This is a genomic window from Pseudomonas sp. NFX15, assembly GCF_049132105.1.
In the GTDB taxonomy this organism is placed as follows: Bacteria; Pseudomonadota; Gammaproteobacteria; order Pseudomonadales; family Pseudomonadaceae; genus Aquipseudomonas.
The window spans coordinates 138,627-163,952 of the sequence record NZ_JAFMPV010000001.1 but is presented as its reverse complement, the minus strand read 5'-3'; the positions used below and the strand labels follow the sequence as shown (position 1 = coordinate 163,952).

At 56.6% G+C, this 25,326-nt stretch carries 16 protein-coding genes and 3 pseudogenes; 7 read left to right on the top strand and 12 right to left on the bottom strand.

What is annotated here, in order from left to right:
* Positions 1-577: 577 nt before the first annotated feature.
* Both J1D76_RS00705 and J1D76_RS00700 read left to right on the top strand, forming a co-directional pair.
* Positions 578-1,865 (top strand): annotated as a pseudogene (locus J1D76_RS00705) (IS1182 family transposase); the annotation flags it as partial.
* A gap of 1,213 nt (positions 1,866-3,078) precedes the next feature.
* Positions 3,079-3,528, top strand: coding sequence for an antitoxin Xre/MbcA/ParS toxin-binding domain-containing protein (locus J1D76_RS00700; protein ID WP_421136537.1), 450 nt, complete (start codon positions 3,079-3,081; stop codon positions 3,526-3,528).
* A gap of 267 nt (positions 3,529-3,795) precedes the next feature.
* Here the strand turns inward: J1D76_RS00700 and J1D76_RS00695 are convergent, their stop codons facing one another.
* Entirely contained in the window at positions 3,796-4,080 is a 285-nt protein-coding gene (locus tag J1D76_RS00695; RefSeq protein WP_421136536.1) for a helix-turn-helix domain-containing protein, read from the bottom strand.
* Positions 4,081-4,164: 84 nt separating this feature from the next.
* On the opposite strand from J1D76_RS00695, the gene J1D76_RS00690 reads away from it, so the two are divergent.
* The 5 genes and pseudogenes from J1D76_RS00690 to J1D76_RS00670 all read left to right on the top strand — a co-directional run bounded on the left by J1D76_RS00690 (position 4,165) and on the right by J1D76_RS00670 (position 8,252).
* On the top strand, positions 4,165-4,692 hold the full coding sequence (locus tag J1D76_RS00690; protein WP_421136535.1) for a hypothetical protein: 528 nt from the start codon (positions 4,165-4,167) through the stop codon (positions 4,690-4,692).
* A gap of 529 nt (positions 4,693-5,221) precedes the next feature.
* Positions 5,222-5,479 (top strand): annotated as a pseudogene (locus J1D76_RS00685) (inositol monophosphatase); the annotation flags it as partial.
* A 216-nt stretch (positions 5,480-5,695) separates the two neighbouring features.
* Positions 5,696-6,661 carry an inositol monophosphatase family protein gene (locus tag J1D76_RS00680; RefSeq protein ID WP_421136534.1) on the top strand — a complete coding sequence of 322 codons (966 nt, stop codon included), beginning with the start codon at positions 5,696-5,698 and terminating at the stop codon, positions 6,659-6,661.
* A gap of 130 nt (positions 6,662-6,791) precedes the next feature.
* Entirely contained in the window at positions 6,792-7,031 is a 240-nt protein-coding gene (locus J1D76_RS00675) for a hypothetical protein (RefSeq protein ID WP_421136533.1), read from the top strand.
* A gap of 15 nt (positions 7,032-7,046) precedes the next feature.
* A pseudogene (locus tag J1D76_RS00670) lies at positions 7,047-8,252 on the top strand (ISL3 family transposase).
* A gap of 218 nt (positions 8,253-8,470) precedes the next feature.
* Here J1D76_RS00670 and J1D76_RS00665 read toward each other — a convergent pair.
* From J1D76_RS00665 to J1D76_RS00615, 11 genes are all read right to left on the bottom strand, one after another.
* Positions 8,471-9,769, bottom strand: a complete 1,299-nt coding sequence (locus J1D76_RS00665) for a tyrosine-type recombinase/integrase (RefSeq protein ID WP_421136532.1) — start codon at positions 9,767-9,769, stop codon at positions 8,471-8,473.
* 166 nt (positions 9,770-9,935) lie between these two features.
* On the bottom strand, positions 9,936-10,268 hold the full coding sequence (locus J1D76_RS00660) for a hypothetical protein (protein ID WP_421136531.1): 333 nt from the start codon (positions 10,266-10,268) through the stop codon (positions 9,936-9,938).
* A gap of 2,508 nt (positions 10,269-12,776) precedes the next feature.
* Positions 12,777-13,919 carry an acyl-CoA dehydrogenase family protein gene (locus J1D76_RS00655; protein WP_421136530.1) on the bottom strand — a complete coding sequence of 381 codons (1,143 nt, stop codon included), beginning with the start codon at positions 13,917-13,919 and terminating at the stop codon, positions 12,777-12,779.
* A gap of 10 nt (positions 13,920-13,929) precedes the next feature.
* On the bottom strand, positions 13,930-15,123 hold the full coding sequence (locus tag J1D76_RS00650; protein ID WP_421136529.1) for an acyl-CoA dehydrogenase family protein: 1,194 nt from the start codon (positions 15,121-15,123) through the stop codon (positions 13,930-13,932).
* 103 nt (positions 15,124-15,226) lie between these two features.
* The gene (locus tag J1D76_RS00645) at positions 15,227-16,312 is read right to left on the bottom strand and encodes a Zn-dependent alcohol dehydrogenase (RefSeq protein WP_247254938.1); all 1,086 of its coding nucleotides are present in this window, start codon (positions 16,310-16,312) and stop codon (positions 15,227-15,229) included.
* Between the two features lie 28 nt (positions 16,313-16,340).
* Positions 16,341-17,693, bottom strand: coding sequence for a coniferyl aldehyde dehydrogenase (locus J1D76_RS00640; RefSeq protein ID WP_419710489.1), 1,353 nt, complete (start codon positions 17,691-17,693; stop codon positions 16,341-16,343).
* Positions 17,694-17,826: 133 nt separating this feature from the next.
* Entirely contained in the window at positions 17,827-19,983 is a 2,157-nt protein-coding gene (locus tag J1D76_RS00635) for a LuxR C-terminal-related transcriptional regulator (protein WP_421136528.1), read from the bottom strand.
* 135 nt (positions 19,984-20,118) lie between these two features.
* Positions 20,119-21,486 (bottom strand): DUF1329 domain-containing protein, encoded by a 1,368-nt coding sequence (locus tag J1D76_RS00630; protein ID WP_421136527.1) that lies wholly within the window; start codon positions 21,484-21,486, stop codon positions 20,119-20,121.
* Positions 21,487-21,512: 26 nt separating this feature from the next.
* A complete protein-coding gene (locus tag J1D76_RS00625; protein ID WP_419710486.1) occupies positions 21,513-23,345 on the bottom strand; it encodes a DUF1302 domain-containing protein in 1,833 nt (610 codons plus the stop codon).
* Positions 23,346-23,513: 168 nt separating this feature from the next.
* Positions 23,514-24,302, bottom strand: coding sequence for a crotonase/enoyl-CoA hydratase family protein (locus tag J1D76_RS00620; RefSeq protein ID WP_421136526.1), 789 nt, complete (start codon positions 24,300-24,302; stop codon positions 23,514-23,516).
* An 11-nt stretch (positions 24,303-24,313) separates the two neighbouring features.
* On the bottom strand, positions 24,314-25,315 hold the full coding sequence (locus J1D76_RS00615) for an acyl-CoA dehydrogenase family protein (RefSeq protein WP_421136525.1): 1,002 nt from the start codon (positions 25,313-25,315) through the stop codon (positions 24,314-24,316).
* Positions 25,316-25,326: the final 11 nt, after the last annotated feature.

The window sequence follows — 25,326 nt, the reverse complement described above, 5'->3', positions numbered from 1 at the left end:
AAACCTCCACTGGAGGCCGCGTGCTTTGGTTTGTATATCCACAATAACGCGGATATTTTGCCACCTTCAAAAAGTAAAATATCAGCGCTAAAACAATAGGTTAGATCATTGATCGTGGGTTGCTGGTGCAGCAGGGCGGAATGAATATCCTCGTATTGTCGGGCTGCGACGCGCTGGTGGCACCGCCACCTCGAACGTGTCGCTGTCAACCAGCGACCTCCGGGTTACTGAACATTCTCGCGCAACAGGGCTTGGGCGAAGCAGATATTCACGCGATGGTGCTGCCCCATCTGCATGCACGGTTTTCCAGGGAGTTGTTGGAGCGGGTGAGGGAAGGGGAGCTGCCTCGTTTGCTCTTCCCAAACGCTCACTACATCACCGGCGAACGTCATAGGATCCGCGCGCGTCAGCCCCATCCACGTGATCGCGACTTGTTCATTTCGCCACTCATTCGCCGTCTGGAGCACAGCGGTCGCCTGTGTCTTATAGACAGCAATAGTTGTGAGCTACTAGGCGATGGTTGGCATTTTCATTTCAGTGATGGCTACACACCGGGGCAACTGTTGCCGGAAATTGCGAACTCGACCTGGGTGCACTTGGGTTTGAGGGTGTCGATCCTGCTGCAACGGGGCGTCCGGCCTAGCATCCCGCGGTCTTGCTGAAGATCTATATTTACGGCTATCTCAAGCGGATTCAGTCCAGCCGCCGGCTAGAGCGCGAGGCCGAGCGCAACGTCGAGTTGATGTGGCTGACGGGGCGTTTGGCCCCGGACTTCAAAACCATTGCCGACTTTCGCAAGGACAACGGCAAAGCCATTCGCAGCGTCTGCCGCCAGTTCGTAGTGCTTTGCCGGAACCTCAATCTCTTCTCTCAATCGATCATAGCCATCGACGGCAGCAAATTCAAAGCCGTCAACAACCGCGACCGTAACTTCACGGGCAAAGTGAAGGCGCGCATCCAACAGATCGAGCAGAGCATTGACCGTTATCTTGCGGCGATGGATTCGGCGAATCGGGCAACTGAAAGAAAAAATCGAAACGCTGAAACAACAGATGCAGAAACTCGAGGACATCGAGGCGCAGCTCCACGACAGTCCAGACCAGCAGATCTCGCTTACCGATCCAGATGTACGCTCAATGGCCACGAGCGGCCGAGGCACCGGCACGGTTGGCTACAACGTCCAAACAGCTGTCGACGACAAACACCATCTGATCATTGCCCATGAGGTGACCAACGTTGGCAATGACCGTGGGCAACTGAGCAATATGGCGAACCAGGCGCGTGAAGAGATCGAGGCTGAATCGCTGATGGTGGTGGCCGACCGAGGCTACTACAAAGGTCTGGAAATCCATGCCTGCGAGCAGGCTGGCATCACCACCTTCGTACCGAAACCTCTCACGTCTGGTAGCAAAGCCGAAGGCCGATTTGGTAAGCAGTATTTCATCTATCTTATTGCGTCGGAAGAGTATCGATGCCCTGCGGGGCAGTTACTGACCAGGCGGCATTCGTCGGTGGAAGACGGCATGTTATTGCATTGTTACTACTACTCGGGCTGCCAGTCCTGCGCAATGCACAAGCAATGTACGACGGGTAAGGAGCGCCGTGTGAAGCGCTGGGAACATGAGGCTGTACTCGATGCCATGCAGCTTCGGCTGGAACATGATCCCGGGAAAATGAGAGTCCGCCGGCAGACCGTCGAACATCCTTTTGGAACGCTCATATATTAGATGGGAGCCACCCATTTCCTGACCAAAATACTTCCGCGGGTAAGCACCGAAATGAACCTTCATGTGCTCGCCTACAACCTCAAACGAATGATGAGCATCTTCGGCATAGCAGGACTGTTTGAGGCGATCAGGGCGTAAATCCAGCCGCTTGCTCGCCCGTGAGTGGCTATTTGGTCGCGCGACGGCCGTCCGGTGGCTGTGGTCGAGGCTTGAGACCGGATCGTCGAAAACGATTCCGGAAGTCGATCCCGACTGGTGAAGCTCAGCGAAGAAGTAGGCGAGCGCACACATACGCTGCTCTGCCTCGCTCAGCACTTGGTGTGGGGCAAGCTGGCATTCCAACAGCTGAATTCCCAGGCGAACTGCCCCGACCTCACCGGCTGAGCTGACTCCGGCTTCAACGTGCCTAAGTTCCAGCCTAGTGAGCTCCTCGTTCATGCGTCCCGCCAGAGCCTCGCTGATGTAAGTCCGAGTCAGTTGGCCAGCCAGCACGCTAATCGGCCGTGTGGCTGCAATGTCATTTAGGCAATTCTGGAGCCGAGCCCTGTGGGCCAGGTTTGTTGGCGCTGATGCGATTTTAACCCAAGCTACTGATTTTGACTGACCCATATGCTGCCTCCAAACCCACCCGATAGGCCATCATTTGTTGAGTATTCGGGTGGGTCAATGAATTCCGGTAGCCTGGTTCAAAATCGCATCAGCGCCAACAAGCTAAGGGTCTCAGCCATGGCCAGCACTTCAGATAACTCGCAGCTTTCTCCCTGAATAGATGCAAACCAAAGTGCGCTTTTGACGACTTCAACACATCGAGTATCACCTTTAACTCAGGAACCGGCCTGTGCCCAACGTTAGTCTGGAAGGCATACGTCGGAAAAAGGTGGAACCGCCATATTCAGTTGCGCAGAACTTGCACCTTTAAAATCGGCCGCAAATCCAGACGCGCGGGCTGCTTTCAAGACGCTGGACTCTGAGTAAACCAGCTGGGGATTTAGGCTGTGCACCGGGGTAGGGCAGAGTTCATGGAAATGGCGATGTATTGCGCTTCGGCTCCAGGACAATCGCGCCATCTACCACCTCAATGGTCTACTTGTCCCCAAGGGCTAAACCTAATTTCGCAAGCAGTTCTGGCGGCAGATCTACGATGACGTCGCCAGTTCCATCCGCGGCTTCGTGGCATTTGACTGTCCAGCGTTCGCTTTCGCTCATAAACGTTTGACTCTCATTCCATCGTTGGAGACGTTTCATTATGCTCGTGCTGAGTTGTACTTGGACGAATATTACCCGCTGGTCATCGACGGTCGCTGCCTGTCGCGAAAGGGCCAAAGCAAATGCCGAATCAAGAGGGTGCCCTATGTTTGCTGAAGTTCTGCGCGAGAATGCCTATTGTGCCTACCGGGTGCGGCTGGAAGCACTTCTCCACATCCCCACGGACGCTTCAGATCAAGCCATCCACGAACTGATCGAGGCGGGTTTCTCGGCTGACAGTGTCAAAGCCCTTTGCGAACTTGGCGCAATAAGCCCGTTAGAGCGCGACCAAATCATTCCGTTTAAGGCTCTCAAAACGAAGTTGGCGCGCGGCCAACGATTGACGGTGGAGGAGAGCGATCGCCTGTTCCGTGTTGCACACATCATGGCTATGGCCCAGACGCTCTTCGAGGACGACGAAAAGGCCAAGCACTGGCTCACCAAGTCCAAATATCGCTTTTCGGGCAAAAGCCCTATTGAGATGCTTTCCACCACCCAGGGCACCCGCCTGATTGAGGAGATGCTGATTCAGACAGCAGAAGGGTTTGCATTTTGATTCTGTGCCGCATCGGTACTTTTGTAGATATCACAGGCCGCGGGGGAAGGGCTGGTCCACACCCACAATCGGGGTATGTCACCGGAAAACCACTCGTTTACCGAGCCTGTATGCGATCGGGACCATGCTAGAGATTTCCGTATACCCCGAGTACTGAATAGGGCACTTCCCCCAAAACACTCAATTTACTCAGGGAGCTCGAGGTTACTTGACGCAGCACAAGACGCCAGATAACGCTCAGCAGCAGTTGACTTCATTGGAGCTTAGCTAAGGGTTTCGGTCCTTATTGACCTCACGCCGAATTCGTTCAAACAGCGAGTCTAAATCTGTATCCGGATCGAGGAGCAAAAAGCTCTCAAGGAGGAGAGTGAGTGGATGCACCCCCATTCTGTCGGCCAGCTCCGATGCCTTTTCCAATGTAACGTTCTTAAGGCCGCGCTCAAGCGTACTGAGATATGTCCTGCTACTGACGATTCCAAAGTCTTCTTGGGTCAAGCCCCGGCGAAGCCGTGTGTTACGTAACGCAATGGCGAACGCTTCCTTCAGTTCCATTTTGCATAATCCACAAAAGGAATGATGAAGCCTTTTTGAGCTCTATAGAGCTACAATCTATAGTGTTCATTTTGAGAGATATTTATGCCCGCACTTCAGATTAGCGCCCGTCAGTTATCTGCGACGAGTAATGAGCGCAGCCCTTCAACCATGCTGATGGTCGCGGTGGCGAACGTTGCGCGGCCGGAGCAGGGCATAGAGATAGTCAAATGCTTCACCGGCCAACAGCTGCTCGATCTGTTCAACGAAATGGATCGGCCTGATTCAGATAAGGCCATCGTTGGTGTCCTGCTGGCAATTCCTCCAAAACTTAACGGTTCCCCGCGTTGGGTCGCTGAGAATGTGCTTAATGTTGGCCGAGTCGAGCTAAGGTTGGCGGATGACGCTTGCTTGGATACATACGCCTACCGGCTTGCTTCAAAAGCTGTATTCAGAGACAACGCTAAGGTCGACCCAGCAGAAATCCTGGGCTGGAGATCACTCTATGAAACGTCCAATGCGGATGGTGACGTTGACCCAGAGCTTGTCGCCCATCAAACCTGGTTGTCTATCGTCATCACTCGAATGGTTAACGCAGTAAATCTACCTGATGAGGAGGATGCCCTTGAGTAGTTGTCGAATCTCTTTTGGTACCGTAGCTCAATCCCAACGGAGACCTTTTTGCAGATCAAACCGGGAGGAGGGCACGGATACTTCTGGCTTTCAAACTTATCGACCTCCACGCTAATCATCGCTGCCAGCGATAGGCCATGACGAGCGCGACGACGAAGCCCCCTTACCCAACAGTGTTCACGAGAGGCGGCCATGAATGGAAGACGTAAAGTCAAAACGTCTAAGTGGTTTTTAAAGGCTCAATTTGAGGCCGAAGCTCAGCACATGATGGCAAATAGATCTAATGAAGTAGCACATAGATTTCTTGATGCGCCTCGCAATTCGGAATAGAACATGAACCTACTGGGCGTCTTGCGGGCGGCTAGCATTACCGTAATCCTCAAGGTGACCGAAGCACCACACGCCTATTTTCGGCCCGTTACAAGTGGTCAGGTAATGCCCCCTGGATGCATAGACAAATCTGAATAGCCCAGCTGACAGCTAGGCCCTCATCAAGCATCCCAGTATTTCTTCCGATATTGAGAGCCCCATGTACAAATCAGATCTTCCGATGCTACTCACTCAGACTATCGAGGCCGTTATCCGCGCAGGGCAGCTACTTATTGCAGAATGGGCGAGGGTGAATGGACCACGAGGGAAGGGCGATAAGGCCATAGTAGACATAGAAATCGAACGCGTTTTACGCCAGCAACTTCTAGGACTTTTTGCTTGTGACTTCTGAGGTGAGGAAACCGGACACAGTCTCACGGGACATCCCAGGTGTTGGGTCGTCGATCCTAATGACGGCCATATCGGTCTTGGCCAAGTGACCAAAATGACCGCTTGTGTTGGAACACTGTGATCCACCGTTCCGCTGAATTCAGCCAACTGCCGCCTTTCTTTTACACAGATGGCGGAAGGGGTAGATGGTTATGATCGGCACGACAGCAAAGTTTTTTCTCATCACGCGTGCGTGGGATCGACAATGAAGGGTAGGCGCAAAGCGAAAACAACGAAATGGGCTATGAAGTTTCAATTCGAGACGGAGGCACAGCGGTTAATGACCGCTAGGTCCGAAAAAGCGACGAATCGTTTTCTTGATGTCGCCCTGCAATTGGGTTCATCGCACGAGCCGATAGTCAGGCTCGCTGGGGCGTCGGGAAATTCCCAACCGAGAAATCCTGACCTACCAGCGCTGCTTTCCCTAGTCATCAACGTAGTTTGCAAAGCTGGGCAACTTCTTGTAACAGAATGGGAACGAGCAGAGGGGCCAAGGGGGCAGGGGGACAAGGCGGTAGTCGATGTCGAAATTGAACAGGTTCTACGTCAGCGCCTACTCAAGCTTTTTTCCTGTGATTTCTGGGGGGAAGAAACTGGATATAGCCTCACCGGGCATCCATGGTGCTGGGTAGTTGATCCAAATGACGGTACAAGTGACTTTCTCAAGGGACTTAAAGGCTCTGCTATATCGGTTGGCTTGTTGCGTGACCATGTGCCCGTGTTGGGCGTGGTCTACGCGCCAGTCACCATCGAGGGCTCCACAGATTGCATTGCCTGGGCAGAAGGGAGGAGTGCATTAATACGTAATGGACAAGCAACCAATGCAACGCTTACCACCAAGGCGTTGTCACGGGAGGCCCAAGTGATGGTTAGTTCCTCCGCGGTCTACAAGCCAGAACTCAATGAGGAACTGTGTGCCCCCAGCCGCTTTGTGGCGATGCCTTCGATTGCATACAGGCTTGCGAAAGTCGCCGCTGGCGAGGGGGTTTGTGGAGTTTCACTTTACCCTGTCTCTGCACATGACGTGGTGGCCGGCCATGCCCTGTTAAGAGGTGCTGGAGGGGTTTTGCTTGATGAACGCGGTGAATCCATTCGCTATTCCACTGAAGCTAGTATGAAGACAGTCTCGCAGCGTTGCTTTGGTGGTTCCGAGTCAGCCTGCCGTACATTGCTTAACCGAGATTGGGATCGCATTTTCACCGCTGATTAATTTTTTGCCTGGGACGCTCTCCTCCAGAGAAAACCAAGTCTGTTGCGAGAACGACTACAAGCTGCCCAAAAACTATCCGGCTCGCATGGATATCGTTAATCGCTTCGCGCATTTAAGAGGTGCACCGGCAATGAGTACAACCGTCAGCAAGAGTCAGGCTCGTCGTCGCTTACGCCGACTCCTTGCGCTGGCCGGAAAAGGACACATTTTTGTCATCACCAAGAATGGCAAAGCGGCTTGTTTGCTCGTAAAGACCAAAGCAGATGAGGGGGGGGACCGCAAAAGAAAAGGTTCTTCACGGAATCCCGGGAAACACAGAAACAAGAACGCCGATTTGGTTGATGATGTTCGTGCGAGCAAACACATCTAACAAACCGGCGTTCTTATGCGCGATATTAATACTTTCCTTCCTTTTTGGGAGGGCTTTTCTGTCGTCACGATCAAACCTGATGGTGACACCCTTCAGATCGATCTGACACCCCACGCCACCCGATTCCCGTCCTGCGGTGGCTGCCAAAAGCCCTGTTCAACCACTCATGAGTATTGCGAGCGTACAGTTCGTGACTTGCTGATTCTCGGTCGCGCGGTGCGCCTCAGTGTGTTGCTCAGGCGGGTTGGCTGCCGCGACTGTGGCAAACGTATGGAAGCCGTCAGCTGGCTGGATCGTTATGCGCGCATGACGCGCCGCCTGGCCGATGCCGTCATTCAAGCCTGCGAGCGCCTTCCCACGCTGCACGTGGCTCAGATGTTCGGACTGCATTGGGACACCGTTCGACTGTTGGAGCGTCGAGCCTTGCAAGCGGCGTTGAGCGAGTTGCCAAAGGCGCAACCACGACGCCTGGTGATGGATGAATTCGCGCTATTCAAGGGACATCGCTACGTCAGTGTTGTGTTGGATGCCGATACGCGTCGAGTGCTTTGGATCGGCGAAGGCCGCAGCCGAGCGGCGGTCAGGCCCTTTTTTGAAGAGCTTGGGCCAGAGGGTTGCGCACGAATCGAAGCGGTGGCGATGGACATGAACACGGCGTTTGACCTGGAGGTGCGTCAGCACTGCCCAAAAGCGCGCGTGGTCTATGACCTCTTCCATGTGGTGGCCAAATATGGCCGAGAGGTCATTGATCGGGTCCGCGTCGACGAAGCTAACCGGCTACGTCATGACAAGCCGGCTCGCAAGGTCGTCAAGCAGGCGCGATGGCTGTTGCTGCGCAATCCGCAGAATCTGAAAACGCCTGAGCAACAGGTCCGTTTGGAGGATCTGCTGGCGGCCAACCGAGCGTTGATGACGGTCTACTTGATGAAGGCTGAGCTCAAAACGCTTTGGGCGCCGAGCACGGCCTGGGGCTGGCGATCAGCCTGGAAGCAATGGCTGCGCCATGCGCATGAAAGCGAAATACCGGCCTAAATCCTGTTTGCCAAACGATTGAAGGGTTACTGGCGGGGCATCGTAAGCCGGGTTCGCTGGCCGATGCATACGGGTCAGCTGGAAGGGATAAACAATCGAATAAAGGTCATCAAGCGGATGGCGTACGGTTACCGGGATAGCGAATTCTTTTTCATGAAGATCAAGAGCGTCTTTCCCGGTAATCCGTGAAGAACCAAAGAAAAGGGGTGATACCTTTATATGTTGGCAAGGACCCAATATGGAGGCCACCATAGAATTCGTCAATAAGCTCCTCGCCCCAACGTAATGGTGCCGCTTCTTGGCTTCGAGGTCTTTGCGCGACATGGCTGTCCATTCCGTTGTGTGCTGGGTCGCAAAGTCTCAGCCTGCCTGCGCTTACGTGGCGAGCGCCAGTGAGCTGATTAGCTTTAACCTCTGTCTTTGATTCCTAGCCCCTTAACAGACTTCGCACGTTTCTGATCGAGGGAGTTGTAATACGTGTTCTGCGTTGTCGACATACTTTCGTGGCGCAAGTCGGCTTGCAGATCTTTGATATCGCGAAACGGCGCGTCAAAGGTAGCCGCCGTGTGGCGAAGCCAGTGCAGGGATGCCGAACGAAGTTTGTCCATGTCCAGGTCACTTTGGCCTTCATCCTTCATGCGTTGAAGTGATCTGTCGAACACCAACTGAATCAGTGCACGAATGTGCCGATCCGAGAGACCGGCGCGGCCTCTGATCGTTCTAACAAGCGGCGTACTTTCTTTGTGAGACGGCAATGGGGGGAGCGAGAGGGTGATCCTGTACCTCTTCAAGTAATCTTCGATGTATTCGTCCCGCACACTGACTTTTGCGGCCTTATTGCCTTTACCCACGACGTTGAACCACCAATTTTCAGCGTCAAACTCGAACGAACCCATCGTCGGTTGCCAGTTGTCCCGACCGACGAGATCAGAGATTCGGAGATAAAGGGAGAAGAGGGTGGCCACAATGAATAACGTTCGCTCGTGCCTATGATCCTCGGCGGCCATGACTTCTGCGGTCTCGATTACGTAATTCCACTGGAGTGGAGTCAGCGCCTTACCCGAGCTGATCACAGTGTTGCGCTGCTTAAAGTTGGATTTTTGTTTGACTGACCGGATGGGATTGGCGTCAGCGGTCAGGCCTTCGTCGATGGCGCACTGAAAAAAACTGCCACAAACAGCAAACACCTGGCCCATCGAACCAGCAGACATTTTGTAGGCTGTCTCTTCTAAACCTTTACTGTTCTCCGCAGCGACCTTGCGAATTTGCTTATCGATTTTGACGTTAAAGGGTCGCCATTTGACGTTGATGATGTAGGTGTCAGTTTCAGCAGCCTTACGACCTCCCACCCGGGTAAATCTCGATTTGACGATAGGACCAATCCACTCAGGACGAGGCTGTAAGCAAAATTCCAGGAAACTCTCACAATCATGGCGTTTGAGTTCGAGCAGCGGCTTTTTGGCGATCAGAAGAGACCACAGCAGAAGACGTTCAACATGGGTGCGGTATGAATTGAACGTGGCTTCATTGTTTGAGTAGGATTTTAGAAATCCGCGAACCGCCAGGTAACCATCTTGAGCCTTCAACTCTGACGGAAAGGAGGACAGGAACTGAGTGACAAGAGGCAGTTCATCAGTCACGCGACTAAAATTCAGGTTTCGAAAACGGTTGTACGCTTCAAATAAAGGAACTGGAGTTGTGGCCATGTAAACACCGGACAAGAGACTGAACTACGTGCCTCGATGATAGGCAACGTTCGGCAGACCTGCAATAACCGAGTCTGCGCGTTATCGGTTATTACACATACGTAGAACCCTTCCTATCTATCCGTGGGTGATACCTGCCACCTCATCTTGGGCCGCAAGCAACACTTCATCTGCATCGGGAAAAATCACATTTTGGGGTCGACTGCCTCCGAGGTAACTGCTGGGAGAAGCAAACCAAAATGCGATTCCCCATCCTCCTTTTTTCGTTCTCAAAACATCCGAGTATCATCTTCAGTCCAGGCACCGGCCCGTGACTCTCGCCGGCCAGGAAGGCGTACATCGGAAACCGTGAACAGCCGCAATGCTGAATTGAAAAAATCTTTCCCTCCGTTTCCCAATCATCCAGATTCACAGGGGGCAGACCAAGCCGCTGAGCCGCTTGCTCCAGAGAGAGAAAGTCACCACTATCAAGGATGGCATTCTTCGCGAGATCGAGCATTTACTGCTCCCGAAAGGCGGTGTTCCGATGCGCTGGCATAGTAGGCTCCTGTTTAAAAACAGAGTCATGATCCACCATTGGACGTCGGACCGTAATTCCCAGCTCTCAAGGCATCTCCCTTTAAAGCTGTGTGTTGAGGGGGCGTGCAGTAATTCACCGGAAAAAACGCGCAAACCATCGTCATTTTTCTTATCGAATATTTCACCTGTGAAATTGGCTGTAAAGCCGTCCGCGTAAGGGCTAGAGAGAAATTAGTGTTCAGAAATGTGCATCTAGACAACCGAAAAAAACCATTAATTAACCGGAAAAATCGACCGGAATTAACCGGAATTACGTTAACAGCGTTGTGAATCTCACAATTTACAGCCCTCGTTTCCGGTTAATTCACGACAACGTGGAACGTGCTTTATATGAGAAAAGATATTTTTGAACAAATTCAACCACATAGATGAGGGAGGGGCTTTCCGGTTAATTAACGACACTGACAAGCGTTGATCATCTAGCTCAAACAATGAATACGTCTGACATAACACATGATTTAACATAATATACATTACACGTAACTAGATGTTACCAAGCTGGTCGACGGTACTGTGTCAGGCCTAGGTAAAAGTTCTCAGAAGTAATCATGTAAAAAAATGGGAAGTAATCGTGTAAATCGAGCCTTTCGCCTCACGTTCACGGATTTGCTTACAGGCCACTTGTCCGGCAATCATCAGCGCGCTGAAGGCTCTGGCGCAGCCTTTGTGACCGTCATTGTCCGTGATTTTACGTCATGAGCGGCGAATCCAGAAATGTCGCCCTTGATGAACGTGATTGCGCACCGTATGCGGATTCGCCTATTCGTTTGATTAAAGGAGCTTTTTGGGGACGAGTTCGCTCGTTTACGGCATTACTTACGCGGCAAGCCCATCCGAAAACACGTCGCTGTGTGAAATCTGAAGCGTTCAGCGTGGGTTGGTGCGCAGATTTCAAGGGCTGCCACACATGCAAAAGCGCCGCCGGATTTACTTGCAAATACTGACGGTTTGGCGGTGAACACCTTGCGTTTGAAGGCTTTCTAGCTTTCCTCCCGCCAAACACTCTGGAAACTCTCCTGAATCTGGCAGATTAAAAGCTCAGTAAAATGCCAATCCGGTACCGTTGTTAACCACAATTTTGACTTGTTAACTACGGTGGTTAACAAGTCAAAAAACAAGTTAACAGAGTAATTCTGACCCTGCGTGTTCGCCTTGATTTGCCTGGCGCGCCTGGTGTTCCAACGCTCTGTAATACTGTTCGAACTCCGGGATTTGCCGCTTGGTACGGATACACTTATCGTCAGTCGTAACTTCCAGTTTTTGGCAACCCGCGAGATAAGGGGACTACATCAAAGCGCCCTGACACCACTGTCTGACGAGAGATATGTGCTATTGAAAGTGGTCTATCGCCTATGGCAACGTAACGACCTTTACGTGACATCATTTACTAGCTCAACTAAACGGCTATTTAGTTGAGTTAAGTTCAGTGTGATATTAACCGTACTTGACTGTTGGTTAGATGAAACAGCAGTGCCCTCTTCTTTTTCCTTGTAATAGCGTCCACTACGTGGGCCGCTTTACGCACAATGCTACTGTTTTGAGGGTTACGATTTTAACACGCGCTTCGCGCTTCGCCGATTATGTCGGTAAAGCACCCTCCTTCCAATACTTTGAGCACCGAGCGGTAAACGCCCACTGGTGTGGTTGACATAAACTGGAATGCCGGAAATCAGTCAACCTTGAATTCTTTCATGGCGCACGTTGAAAACTTTCTTACTGGGTGTCGTCACTTAAAAATCAAAAAATTCATCTTAAAAAATATTCTCGAGAGTTCATGGACCTAGAAAGTCACGAAAATGATTCTTCGTGGCTTTAGCACATGAAGTAATCGGGGCTGCCCCACTCAGTACATTGGACTTAACTCATGCACTCCATCGATGAGTTCCATTTGACATTTTAGCTCTTCGCGGCCTCGCGTGAGCATGCCTGCCGTCGGAGCTCGCAGATCTCGGAAGAAATCGCATGAAATTGTCTTGGATTCGCGTGATCGTGCGCTGTATGTTTTTTGATAAGGCGTACTCTGATTTCATTATGATGATCCTCTGTAAGCCGACCCGATCTTTTTCGCTAATCCAAACACCTAGTAATGTCTCCCCTACCCTTACCTTGGGAAAGGTTAGGTGCTTCGTGTGGCAAGAGCCACACGAAGCGTGGACATTGAGTCGAAGTTCGTCAAAGATGCTTATTTGACGAATGGTATCAACTGCTCCAGAGCATTGGCCACAAGTAACGGCTGATCATAAAGGAAGTAATGGATTCCAATTCACACTTCAAGCCTAACAACTGTGGACCCTGCATAAGCTCTCTTAATACCGCTCTTCACAAGAACTGTTGGGCGAGCTTGGTGGAGAATGCAATGGGCAGTTGTAGCCGCTTAACTCATCGCAAGCAGTCTCGCCCATAGTATGCTCAAGCGGTACACAACGAGTCACGTCACCTGCATTAACTTCGCAAACGCCTGCAAATGGTGGTCGTCATCGCCAAACTGACGGCCCATCATTAACAGATGCTTGGCATGGTGCGACAGCACGTATTCCCAAGTCAGGCCGATTCCACCGTGCAACTGAATACCTTGGTCGGCGACAAAGCGGGCGGCGCGGCAGACAATGAACTTGGCGGCCGCGAGGATGCGGCTGCGCTCGTGACTGCCTTCCTGATCGGCCACACAGGCCGCGAGCAGTGTCATGGAGGTGGCCTGGTCCAGTTCCATGCGCATGTCCACTATGCGGTGTTGCAACACCTGGAACTTGCCGATGGGCTGGCCAAATTGCTGGCGGGTTTTCAGGTAGTCGAGGGTCAAGGCGCACACGGCTTCCATGCTGCCCACGGCTTCAGCGCATTGCGCCGCGATGCAGCGGCCCTGCTGGTAACGAAGCGCTGGCAGGGCCTGCCCCACTGAGCCCAGGACCGCGTCGCACTTGACGAACACTTCATCGAGGTACAGCTCACAGGCCTTGCGTCCGTCCATGGTTGCGAACGTACGGCGGCGCACGCCGCTGTGCTGTGGATCGACCAGAAACAGGCTGATGCCCTGCTCGTCACGCGAGCCATAACCAGTACGCGCCGAGACCAGAATCAGCCCGGCGCTCTGGCCACCGACGACCACCGACTTGCGACCGTTGAGCTTCCAGCCTCCCGCTACCGCTATGGCAGTGGTCTGCACGTCGTGCAACTGGTAATGACTCTGAGGCTCATCCACGGCGACCGCCATCTGCAAACGGGCGCTGCCCAGTTGCGCAAGCAGGGTTTGCTTCTGTGCTTCGGTGCCCAATTGACTGATCAGGCCACCGGCGAAAATCACCGAATGCAGATAGGGTTCCAGGCACAGGCCACGGCCCAGTTCGGTCATGACCAGCATGTTCTCCACGCCACTGCCACCAAACCCGCCGTACGCCTCGGCGAAGGGCACGGCGCAAAGGCCCAGGTCTCCCAGTTGCTGCATGAACTCGCGGCTGAAACCGGGCTCGCTCTGGCTGAATGCTTCGCGCTGTTCGAAACCGTAGATATCACGCACCAACCTGGCGGCAGTGTCTTGCAGCATCAGCTGCTCTTCTGTCAGTTTGAAATCCATGGTCGACCCCTTACAGTTCAAGAATCATTTTGGCGATGATGTTCTTCTGGATCTCGTTGGCCCCGCCGTAGATCGAGGCCTTGCGCGCATCCAGATACTGATAGGTGGCCGCGCTGCTGTAGTCGGTGTATAGCAACGCCTCGTTGCCGTAACCCAGCTCGTCCTCGATGAACGGCAAGGCGTACGGGCCCACGGCTTTGCTGATCAACCAGGTGATCGCCTGACGAATTTCGGTGCCCTTGATCTTCAGGAACGAGCTCTCCGCGCCCGGTACGCCGCCATCGCGAACCGCCGCCAGGGTACGCAGGCTGCTCATTTCAGCGGCCATCAACTGCATCTCGACTTCGGCGATCTGTGCCCGGAACAGCGGATCGTCGATCAATGGCCGACCGTCGCGAACTTCCTGACTGGCGATGCGTTTGAGACGACCGAGCAGCGCCTTGTTCTGTGCGATCCCACCGATGCTGGTGCGCTCGTGAGTCAGCAAATACTTGGCGCAGGTCCACCCCTTGTTTTCCTCGCCGACCAGGTTGGCCACCGGCACCCGCACGTTGTCGAAGAACACTTCGTTGACTTCATGCTCGCCGTCGAGGGTGATGATCGGGCGCACGGTGATGCCTGGGGTCTTCATGTCCAGCAGCAGAAAGGAAATACCGCGCTGCTGCCGGGCATCCGGGTCGGTACGTACCAGACAGAACATCCAGTCGGCATAGTGCGCGTAGGTGGTCCAGGTCTTCTGTCCGTTGACCACATAGTGATCGCCCTCGCGTACGGCGCGGGTTTTCAATGACGACAAATCGGAGCCCGCGCCCGGTTCGGAGTAACCCTGGCACCACCAGTCTTCGCAGGTGAGGATGCGCGGTAGAAATCTTGCTTTCTGCTCGGCCGTGCCGAACTTGATGATGACCGGGGCGACCATCTTCAGCCCAAACGACACCACCTTCGGCGCTCCGGCGGCGAAGCACTCTTCATCGAAAATGTGCTTTTGCACGTCGCTCCAGCCCGTGCCACCGTATTCCACCGGCCAGCCAGGGGCCAGCCAGCCTTGGCGGTTGAGTGTCTGCATCCATTGCACTTGATGCTCTTTACTCAAGCGTTTGCCCTGGGAAATGCGCTTGGCGAATTCGGTTGGCAGGTGGTCGCGCAACCAGGCTCGGACGTCTTCGCGATAAGCGCGCTCGTCCGCTGTGAAATCAATATCCATCAATGAACTCCAAAAACCCTTGGTCAGGCACTTATTCGAATGCTGCGAAAAACCCCGCAGGAGCGTGATGGCTCCCACAGGGGTCAGAGGCAATTCAAAGGTTTCATTCGTCGAAAATGATCACCGAGCGCGCCAGCTCGCCACGACGCAGCTCATCGAACGCATCGTTGATCTGTTCCAGCTTGATGCGCTGGGAAATCATTTCGTCGAGCTTGAGCTTGCCGGCCATGTAGAAGTCCACCAGGCGCGGCATGTCCACCGGGAAGCGGTTGGAGCCCATCAACGAGCCCTGGATACGGCGTTCGTGCAGCAGTTGCAGCGGGTCCAGCTCGATTTTCAGGCCGGGCTTGAGCATGCCGATCACGGTGGCGGTGCCGCCGCGCGCCAACATGGCGAACGCTTGCTCGGCGGTCTGCTTGAGGCCGATGCATTCGAAGGCGTGGTGCACACCGCCACGGGTCAGTTCCATCACTTGTTTGGCGGCATCGCCATCCTTGCCATTGATCAGGTCGGTGGCGCCGAACTGCCTGGCCAATTCCAGTTTGGAATCGAGCATGTCGATGGCGATGATCCGCCCTGCCCCGGCCAGTGCTGCGCCGTTGATGGCCGCCAGTCCGATACCGCCGCAGCCAATCACCGCCACGGTTTCGCCCGGACGCACCTTGGCGGTGTTGAATACCGCACCGGTGCCGGTCGTCACAGCGCAACCGAGCAGCGCCGCGCGGTCCAGCGGCATATCGCGACGAATCGCGACACAGGCGTTTTCGTGCACCAGCATCTGTTCGGCAAAGCCCGACAGGTTGACGAACTGAGGGATCGGCTTTTGCACGTAGGTCAGGCGCGATTCTTCGTCCTTGCCTCGCTTGGTTTCCGGCGACACGCAGCGCGCCAGATGGCCGGTCACGCAGTGATCGCAGTGGCCGCAGAACACCGTCAGGCAGGTGACCACATGATCGCCCGGCTTGACCGATCGCACTTCGGAACCGACCTGCTCGACCACACCGGCCGCTTCATGGCCCAGTACCAACGGCCCTGGATACGGGAACGAACCATCGATGACATGCAGGTCCGAATGGCAGACACCGACCGCTTTGGTGCGGATCAGCACTTCACGGGGGCCGGGTTTGCTGATGCCCACTTCTTCAATGACCAGCGGGGCTCCAACCTGGTGGAATACAGCAGCTTTCATGGCAGTTCTCTCAAGAATGAATGGGGGTTCAGGCCGGATTGGGCTCGTTGCGCAGCACAGCTTTGGCGTGGCTGAAGGTGCGGAAGCCATCGATGCCGTGATAGGCACCCATGCCGCTCTGGCCGACGCCGCCGAACGGCAGGCCTTCGGTGCTGGCATGGCTCAACACACCGTTGAGGGTTACGCCGCCAGAACAGGTGCGGGTCAGCACCTGGGCTTCTTCCGCTGCGTCTTTGCCGAAGTAATACAGGGCCAGCGGACGCGGCCGCGCGTTGATTTGGGCAATCACCTCGGCGATGGTGTCGTAAGGTTTGATCGGCAGCAGCGGGCCGAAAATCTCGTTCTGCATCACTTGCAGTTCGTTGCCAGGGTCGCGCAGCAGGGTCGGCACGATCTTGTTGAGCTTGCTGTCGCTGAAATCTTCTGCGGCCGCGTTCAATTCGATCAGCTCGACTCCGGCCTCGCGTGCTTCGCTCAGGTAGCCCAGCAAGCGTTCGTAATGACGGCTGTTAATGATCGAGGTGTAGTCAGGATTGTCCTTGAGGGTCGGCAGGAAGCCGGCGACCACCGCTTTGGCGATGGCGATGAAGGTATCGACCGACTCCCGCGGCACGAACACGTAGTCCGGCGCGACGCACAGTTGGCCGGCGTTGAGCAGCTTGCCGACGACGGTCTTCGCCACCGCATCCTTGAAGTCCGCGGTGCGGGAAATGATGGTCGGCGACTTGCCGCCCAGTTCCAGGGTCACCGGCACCAGGTTTTCCGCCGCCGCGCGCAACACGTGCTTGCCGATGCTGGTAGCGCCCGTGAACAGCAGATGATCGAACGGCTGGCCGCAAAACGCCTGCCCGACGTCCGCACCGCCCAGCACCACCGCCACTTCGTCTTCGGCGTAGACCGAGCGGATCAGCCGCGCGATCAGGGCCGAGGTATGCGGGGTGAATTCCGAGGGTTTAATCATCACCCGGTTGCCGGCGGCCAAGGCGCCGGCGAGGCCGCTGAACACCATGTAGCCGGGGACGTTCCAGGCCGTCACGATACCGACCACACCGAGCGGCTGGTACTGAACCCAGGCTTCACCAGCCCTGGCCTGACGTTTTTCCGGGCGCATCCACTCGACCAGTTCGGCCTTGGTCTGCTTGAGGGTGGCCAGTGGCGAGAGCACTTCACTGCCCTTGGAGAACCCCGGGCTGCGATGGCCGAAGTCCGCCGTCAGGGCGTCGATGATTTCCTGTTCGTGGTTGACCAGCAGGCTGATCGCCCGATCGAGCAGCTCACCGCGTTGCTCGGCGGTCCAGGGCTCATTGGCCAGGAAGGCCGCCCGCTGTTTTTCCAGAACCGTGCGGATGTCCGTGCTCGTCCAACTCTCGATGGCGCTCATCTATACCTCTCTTGTTGTTATCTGGACGCCACCGCGATTGCGCAGCTTTGCGTCGGGGTTGTCTGCATGGTTGATCATCGGTCGCGCCGCGCCGCCACCCGGATCAGGTGGGTGGCGTTTTCAGCCGATCGGTTCACGCCAGGATGCCCATCGCCTTGGCACTGTTGATGGCCTGGGTTCGACGGCAGGCGCCGAGCTTGACGTTGATATTCTTGGCGTGGGTCTTGACGGTATTGACCGAAATGAACAGGCGATGGCCGACTTCGCGCACCGACAGGCCTTCGGCCAGCAACTTGAGTACCGACACTTCGCGGGGCGTCAGGCCGTCCTGGTAATCCGGCACGCCGCTGACATGCGTCACCGGGGATTTGTCGCTGTCGGCCTCGAATTCCCGGGACAGGTTGCGGGCTTTTTGCAGGGCGATCGGACGCTGGTAACACGCTCGGTCGATCTTGCCCCAGTGCATGCGCCGCTCGGCTTCGTGCAGCAGCAGATGCGCCTGCTCAACCTCATCCTTGCGCGAAGCCATCTCGGACAACAGCAAATAGGCGTTGAGCACGAACGGCGCACAGCAGTCGCGTACTTGGAAAAGCCCGTCTTGCACCACTTGCCGGGCTTCTTCGAGGTGACCTTGCTGCAACAGCAACTCGCCTTGCAGGAACATCAGGCGACCGAGCAGTGGATAAGGTTGGGTCCGGCTGCCCGTCAGTTGCGCAAGTTCGGTGCGCAACAGCGATTGGGCCAATCCCGACTGTCCTTGAAGCAGCATCAAACGCACCCGATCAGTGTTCACCAGCACCTCGGCCTCCCGACTGCCCTGGCGCCGCGCCAGCTCCAGGGAATGCTCCAGTAACACCTGGGCTTCGTTCAGCTCGCCGGTGTTCATGGCGATGCGCGCCAGGGTGCAGTGGCACAGCAGCACCGACAGCCAGTCTTGTGCGGTGAGGTAACGCAGGGCGGCATGGCAATGCAGGCGCGCCTGTTCGGCGTGGCCGCGCAACGCCTGCAAAGTCCCATACAACGCCTGCCAGTTCGCCAACAAACGCTGACTGCGGTGGGGATCGGGCAGTGGCAGGAAATGCCCGAGGCGTTGCAGGCATTCCTCGGCTTCATCCAGGCGGCCACTGAACAGCAACGCCTTGGCGCACAAATAGATCAACCGCGAACTGCTCTGGAGCAATTGCGGTTCGATGCGTTGGCGCCAGTCCATGAAGCGGTCCAGATGGCGCTCACTCAGGATCCAGCTCAGCCACAACCGCTCCATGTAGTTTGCGGCCACCTCTGGCTGATCGGCACTGAGTGCCTGCTCGACCGCATCGTCGACTTGTCCCAGAACACTGAGCAACTGGCAGGCGCGCAAGCGCAGGCGATTCAACGGCGCGCCACTCAACCGCTGTTGCAGCGACTGCGCCACGGCGGGCAACAAGCGAAACCAGCCGGGCTGATGGTCGATCGGAACGAGAAACGCCTGGGCGTCGAGCAGGCTCTTAAACACCCGGGCGCCCTGCTGCTCTTCCCAGAGCTGTTCGCAGAGGTCGACGCTGGTCTTGGACAAATGGGCCAGGCCGAAGAGGACCTCACACTGTTCTTCGCTCAGGCGCGACAGCAGCTCACGCTCAAGGTAGGGGCCGAGCAATGCCGTGGGCAGCAGACGAACCCCGGCGCACCAGCCGGCCGTTTGATGCCACAGGGTTTCCCGCGAGGCGGTATCGGCGGTCGGCGCTAGCCGATTGAGCAGCGACTCGAATTCATCAGGGCGCAGGGCCAGTTGACTGGCATCGAGCTCCAGCAATTCGCCTCTGAGCATCAGCTGCGGCAGGTTCCATTCGGGGCGCTGGCGGCAGGTGACCAGAACTTGCAATTGCGGGTTGTCGAGGGACAGGAGCTGGTCGAACCAGTGGTTCAGATCCGTTGGCATTTGCGACGGCAGATCATCGAAGACCAATCGAAGTGGCGAGATCGCTGATAATCTATTGCCTGAAAGGGACTCTTCGCTGGCAAGGCAGCTCCTACAGGTGTCCGCGAGGCCTTGTAGGAGCTGGCTTGCCAGCGAAGGCGATGGATCAGTCGCCACCCACCCCAGAGCATCAGCGAGCTTCAAGCCCAAGGATTCCAACGTCTGCGCTTGTCCGCCAAGACTCAACCAGACCACCCGCCCGGGCGCAGCCACGTCGCGCAAATACTCGCGCAACAACGCTGTTTTTCCATAACCGGCAGGGGCGCAAAGCAGTTGCAAGCGGCGCTGCTCGCGCTTGAGTACGTCGCACAAATGCGGCCGTGGCACAAACATGGCGGACCTCGCTGATGGTGTGTGGATGCCATCATTGGGCAAGACCGTCGCAAGCGCGCCACCCGCATCAGGTGGTAGCCGACGGAACGCACAACGCCCTGCGAACAGGGCGTTGGGTCAAGCGAGGACATAGACTCAGCGGATGCCGGCGTTACGCAGCGCCGATGGCGTGAAGTCGGTCATCTTCGCAGTCATGCCATAGGTGGTCGCATGCTTGGACTGGTTGGTCATCGCCAGCACGTTGTAGCGACCGGCGATCAAGTCGTAGATGCCGAGCATGGCGAAGTTGGAGGCGCCGCGCTCGTAGTCGTTGAGCGCATAACCTTCCGCGACCCGCCACAGCTGGCCACGGCCATCGTAGTGATCGACTTCGGCCAGCTGCCAGGTGTCTTCGTCGAAGTACATGTCACGCTTGGCATACACATGACGCTCGCCCGGCTTCAAGGTTGCCTCCACGTGCCACACGCGGTGCAATTCATAACGGGTCAGGTCCTGGTTGATATGCCCCGGCTTGATGATGTCGTCGTACTTGAGCTTCGGCGATTGCAACCGATAGTTGTTGTACGGGATCAACAGCTCCTTTTTGCCGACCAGTTTCCAGTCATAGCGATCTGGCGCGCCGTTCATCATGTCGGTGTTGTCGGCGGTCCGCATGCCGTCGGAACCGTTGCCCGGGCCGTCGTAGGCCACTTGCGGTGCACGGCGTACGCGGCGTTGACCGGCGTTGTAGACCCACGCCAGGCGCGGCTCCTTGACCTGATCGATGGTCTCGTGGATCAGGATCACACTGCCGGCCATGCGCGAAGGCGCGGTGATTTCCTGTTTGTAGTAGTACAGAACGTTGTCGCCCTGCCCGGCCTCGACGCCTTCCATCAGTTGCGGGAACGCCAGCTTGTCGTCGTACTCGACGATGGAGTACGAACCGTTGGTCTGCGGTGCAGCCTGGGCGGCCTGGCGCTCCATGTTGCCGCCGCGATAACGGTTGGTGTGGTTCCAGTAAACCTCGACGCCGTTCTTCGGAATCGGGAACGGGTAGTAGCGTGTTTGCGCGAAGTTCAGCAGGCCATTGCCGTCAGGGGTCAGTTCGGTGGTCACCGCACTTTTCTTGGCGATGTCATAGATATTCTGTGGCGAAGCCGCCGTGCGCTGGGTCTTGTACACCGGGATCTTGTAGCTGTCCGGGTAGCGTTTGAACATCGCCAGCTGGCCCGGTGTCAGCTTGTCCTTGTACTGTTCGGCATTGGCCGCGGTGATCACGACCTGTGGCTTCTCGCCGGCGAACGGATCGCCCAGGAAGCCATTGTCGAGCGGTGCCGCACCGGGCTTCAGACCACCGGTCCAGGCGGGAATGCTGCCGTTGGCATTGCCTTCTTTCTGAGCGCCCAGGGGCGTCAGCGTAGTGCCCAACTGAGCAGCCTCCTGGGGAGTGACGGCGGCCATGACGCTACTGGCCAGCAACGACAGGCTCAGTGCGCCAGCGCGCAGAATAATACGTGCGTTCATGTTCAGGATCCTCTGGCAACGTTGCATCAGAAATTCACGCCGAAGCTGAGCGCGACGTAGTCGCGGTCGACGTTGGTGTTGAAATCGCCACCGAAGTAATTGGTGTAACTCAGGCTGGCGGTGTAGGTATTCTGGTAATCGGCGTCGACACCCAGGCTGACGGCTTTTGAGCCTTCATCGAAGTTCGGGCCATAACCCTCGACGTCATGGGACCAGGCGATGTTGGGCGACAGGTTGATGCCGGCGAACACGTTCTGGTAATCCAGCTTGCCGCGCAGGCGATAGCCCCAGCTGTTACTGGTGTAGAAACCATCGTCGTTGCATTCCTGCGCCGGGTTGCTCGCCGTCGGCGTGCCCGGGGCGGTACCGCGACAGGTGGCTGCACCGGCAACACCCGGCAATTCACCGGAGCCAAACGCAGGGCTGCGACCGAAGCGCAGGTCCGAGCCATCTGTCTTGCCCAGGCCACTGATGTGGTTGTAACCGACTTCGCCCACCAGCGTCAGGCGGCTGGCGCCGAGCACCTGATCGAAGAACTGGGTGGCGGTCACTTGCGCCTGGGTCACCGGCATACGTTTGTAGCCATTGACCTCGGCGCCCAGGTTGCGCCCGGCGAAGCCGGTGGTGATCAGCGGTGAGGTCGCGCCGAAGGTCGCGGCGGACAACAGGTCAGCCGTGTTCAACTGCAGCGGCATGTTCGGTCGGTAACTGACTTCGCCACCCAGTGCCACGCCTTCGACGTTGGTCTGGAAGCTCAGGCCGTACAGGCGAATGTCTTCCGGATAATCGATGAAGTAACGGGCACTTCGCGCCGAGGCCAAGCCACCGGCCGGGTTGCTCATCTGGGTGATGCTCAGGTAGGGGTTGCGGCTGTGATAGTTCATCGCGTAGGCGCCGAACTCAGTGTCGTTGGCCTCCGGCACATACCAGCGCAAAGCCAGGCCATATTGTCCGCTGTTGCGTGCATCGTTGTCGTTCAGGCGCGGGATGAATGCGTCATCGGTACCGGCTGCGATGGCGGCCAGACTGCCTGTGTTTTTCGCTGCACCGGGCGGCAGGTCCTGACCGGCGATCACCAGACGGTCATCACAACCTTGTGCCACACCATCGCTGCCGAAGAACGTGCCACAGTTGTCGACGACCGATTTATCCCACTGCAGCTGATAAAAACCTTCCGCCGTGATGTTGTCCGCCAGGCCCTGGGACACATAGAGCAAGTTGACCGGAATCAGGCCTTCCTTCACTTCCGCGCCAGGACGACGTAAGGCGGCGACGTCGACCGGGTTGATGCTGTTGATCGAGTTGCCGATGAACGTACTCTCGCCCCAGCTCACCACTTGCTTGCCTAGGCGCACGTTGCCGACCTGATCGCCGATGGTGTAGTTGTGGTACACGAAGCTATCGAGGAACATCGCCCCGGACGATCTCGCCGCGCGATCACGACCGCTGTCATTGATGTCGTAGAACGGACGGCTCTCGTCCATCAACTCGAAGTCATACCAATACTTGCCGCGCACGAAGGCACCACTGTCGCCGTATTTGAGCTCCAGGTCATGCACACCCTTGAAGATCTTCGAGAAGGTTTCACCTTTCTTGAAGTTCAAACGGTTGTCATCGGTGGTGCGCGAGGCGGACTCGCCACCGGTTACGCCCTGGGAGTTGAAGTTGGAAATGAACTGTTTGTCCGGGTTTGCCGCGGACCAACTGGCACCGATCGACAGCGACGAATCAAACTTCCCTTCAATTTCCCCGATATTGAAATCGACAGCGTGAGCTTGATGGCTCGCGCAAGTGGCAACGACTACAGCTACGGCCAGCAGACTTGGCTGGAAGACTCCGCGCATTGTTGTTTTTGTCATGCGGTTTCCCCGGTTAAGGATGATGTGTTGAGAGCCCCATGCTAGCGAGGCTCCCGGGATGCCCTCACACCCGAATGGGTGATTTGCAGGGCGCGTTTTTTGCGGTTTTTCTAGCGGCGTAACGACCCTGTTCGAGAGGCGCTCAGCGAGCGTTACGCGCGGTGACACTTACCCTGTGAAAGTCGCGGGTCGCTTCTCGATGAACGCCGCCACGGCTTCACGGTGATCCGAGGTTTGGTGCGACAGCACCTGGAAGGTCGCGGACATTTCCAGCAGCGTGTCGAGGCGTGTGTGCAAGGCTTCGCGCAACAGGCGCTTGGCCAGGCGCACGGCATGGGGCGGATTGGCAGCAATGGCCGCGGCGATTTCCCGGGTACTGTCCAGCAACTGTTCGGCCGGTACGACGCGGGACACCAGGTTCCATTGTTCGGCCTGGCGGGCGTCGATCATTTGTCCGGTCAGGGTCAATTCGGTTGCTCGCGACAAACCGATGATGCGCGGTAACAACCACGCCCCACCGTCGCCGGGAATGATCCCCAACTTGACAAAGCTTTCGGCAAACTTCGCCTGCTCGGACGCCACACGGATATCGCACATGCAGGCCAGATCGAGACCTGCGCCGATGGCGGCGCCATTGACCGCCGCGATAACCGGCACTTCCAGGTTGAACAGCGCCAGTGGCAACCGCTGGATGCCGGTGCGGTATTCCTGACGCAACTCCATGCCCGACATTTGCGCGTAGCGGTCCATGTCGCGCACGTTGCCACCGGAACAGAAGGCGCTGCCGGCACCGGTGATGATGACGGCGCGAACACTGCTGTCGCGCTCGATCCGCTCGATGGCTTCGAGGAACTCGGGAACGGCGCTGTTACCGGTCAACGGGTTGCGCCGCTCGGGATCGTTCATCGTCAGCGTGACGACATGCCCCTCTTGTTCATACTTCAAAAAATGGCTCATGGGTGGAGTCCTCAAGCGGGTTGTGACTGGATGACGTTGCGCACGAATTGACTGGCGCCGACCTGTGGCTGCGCCAACAGCGCCTGGCCGACAAGACCGTTCCAGTGAGCTTCCGAACCTTCGCTGACGCGCCACTCGTGCAAGCGGCGGGTGAACAGCTGCAGATCCAGTTCCTCGGTCACGCCGATGGCGCCGAACAGTGCGTGAGCCGTGGCGGTGACTGGCGGCACCGCCATGCTGGTGCGGGCCTTGGCGATGGCTGTGGCAATTGCATTGGGAACCGAACGATTGCCGGTGAAAGCCAGCTCGGCAGCGATACGGGAAGCCGCCACCTGCTCGGCCATCACGCTGAGCTGATGCTGCACCGCCTGAAACTTGCCGATGGCCTTGCCGAACTGAACCCGGTCATTGCAGTACGCGAGCGTCATGTCGAGCACCCTCTCCATCGCCCCGGCAATGGCCGCGGCATGAATGGCAGCGCTGAACTGACGAACCTCGGCACCGTTGCCGCCCAGCGAGATACCGTCGGCAATCTGCGGCCAATACAGCGTGGCGCACTGGCTGCCATGAACGCCGCTACAAACGCGTCGCGCCTGACTGCAATCGAGCAACCGCAGTTCGCCGCCCAGATTCACCAGCGCGAATTCGGCCAGTGCGCCATAAGCCATGCGCGGGGCGGACACACTGCCATCGGCCTCGCGATGAGCGGTGCCGGCCAGGGTCAGCATGCCGCTCGGTGGCGCCTGCGGGCAGTCACGCATCAACGCCCGGGCGGCAATGCTCTGGGCGACCGGAAGCGGCAGGGCATAACGTCCAAAGGCGAGGAAAATCGGGAACACCGCTGCCAGCGACAGCCCCGCTCCGCCGGCCACTTCCGGCGTCAGCAGCTCCAGAAAACCTCCGTCCTCCAGCTCACGCCACATGGCGGTGGCGCGGTCACCGTTTTCAACCGCGCGGACCTGTGCCGGTGTGCACAAGTCGGTCAATATTTTCTCTATGGCTTCAGTGAACATGACGATGTTTT

Excerpts from the sequence above, each read along its gene's own strand:
- J1D76_RS00700 (WP_421136537.1), top strand. The coding sequence starts at position 3,079 with ATGTTTGCTGAAGTTCTGCGCGAGAATGCCTATTGTGCCTACCGGGTG.
- J1D76_RS00695 (WP_421136536.1), bottom strand. The coding sequence starts at position 4,080 with ATGGAACTGAAGGAAGCGTTCGCCATTGCGTTACGTAACACACGGCTT.
- J1D76_RS00690 (WP_421136535.1), top strand. The coding sequence starts at position 4,165 with ATGCCCGCACTTCAGATTAGCGCCCGTCAGTTATCTGCGACGAGTAAT.
- J1D76_RS00680 (WP_421136534.1), top strand. The coding sequence starts at position 5,696 with ATGAAGTTTCAATTCGAGACGGAGGCACAGCGGTTAATGACCGCTAGG.
- J1D76_RS00675 (WP_421136533.1), top strand. The coding sequence starts at position 6,792 with ATGAGTACAACCGTCAGCAAGAGTCAGGCTCGTCGTCGCTTACGCCGA.
- J1D76_RS00665 (WP_421136532.1), bottom strand. The coding sequence starts at position 9,769 with ATGGCCACAACTCCAGTTCCTTTATTTGAAGCGTACAACCGTTTTCGA.
- J1D76_RS00660 (WP_421136531.1), bottom strand. The coding sequence starts at position 10,268 with ATGCTCGATCTCGCGAAGAATGCCATCCTTGATAGTGGTGACTTTCTC.
- J1D76_RS00655 (WP_421136530.1), bottom strand. The coding sequence starts at position 13,919 with ATGGATTTCAAACTGACAGAAGAGCAGCTGATGCTGCAAGACACTGCC.
- J1D76_RS00650 (WP_421136529.1), bottom strand. The coding sequence starts at position 15,123 with ATGGATATTGATTTCACAGCGGACGAGCGCGCTTATCGCGAAGACGTC.
- J1D76_RS00645 (WP_247254938.1), bottom strand. The coding sequence starts at position 16,312 with ATGAAAGCTGCTGTATTCCACCAGGTTGGAGCCCCGCTGGTCATTGAA.
- J1D76_RS00640 (WP_419710489.1), bottom strand. The coding sequence starts at position 17,693 with ATGAGCGCCATCGAGAGTTGGACGAGCACGGACATCCGCACGGTTCTG.
- J1D76_RS00635 (WP_421136528.1), bottom strand. The coding sequence starts at position 19,983 with ATGTTTGTGCCACGGCCGCATTTGTGCGACGTACTCAAGCGCGAGCAG.
- J1D76_RS00630 (WP_421136527.1), bottom strand. The coding sequence starts at position 21,486 with ATGAACGCACGTATTATTCTGCGCGCTGGCGCACTGAGCCTGTCGTTG.
- J1D76_RS00625 (WP_419710486.1), bottom strand. The coding sequence starts at position 23,345 with ATGACAAAAACAACAATGCGCGGAGTCTTCCAGCCAAGTCTGCTGGCC.
- J1D76_RS00620 (WP_421136526.1), bottom strand. The coding sequence starts at position 24,302 with ATGAGCCATTTTTTGAAGTATGAACAAGAGGGGCATGTCGTCACGCTG.
- J1D76_RS00615 (WP_421136525.1), bottom strand. The coding sequence starts at position 25,315 with ATGTTCACTGAAGCCATAGAGAAAATATTGACCGACTTGTGCACACCG.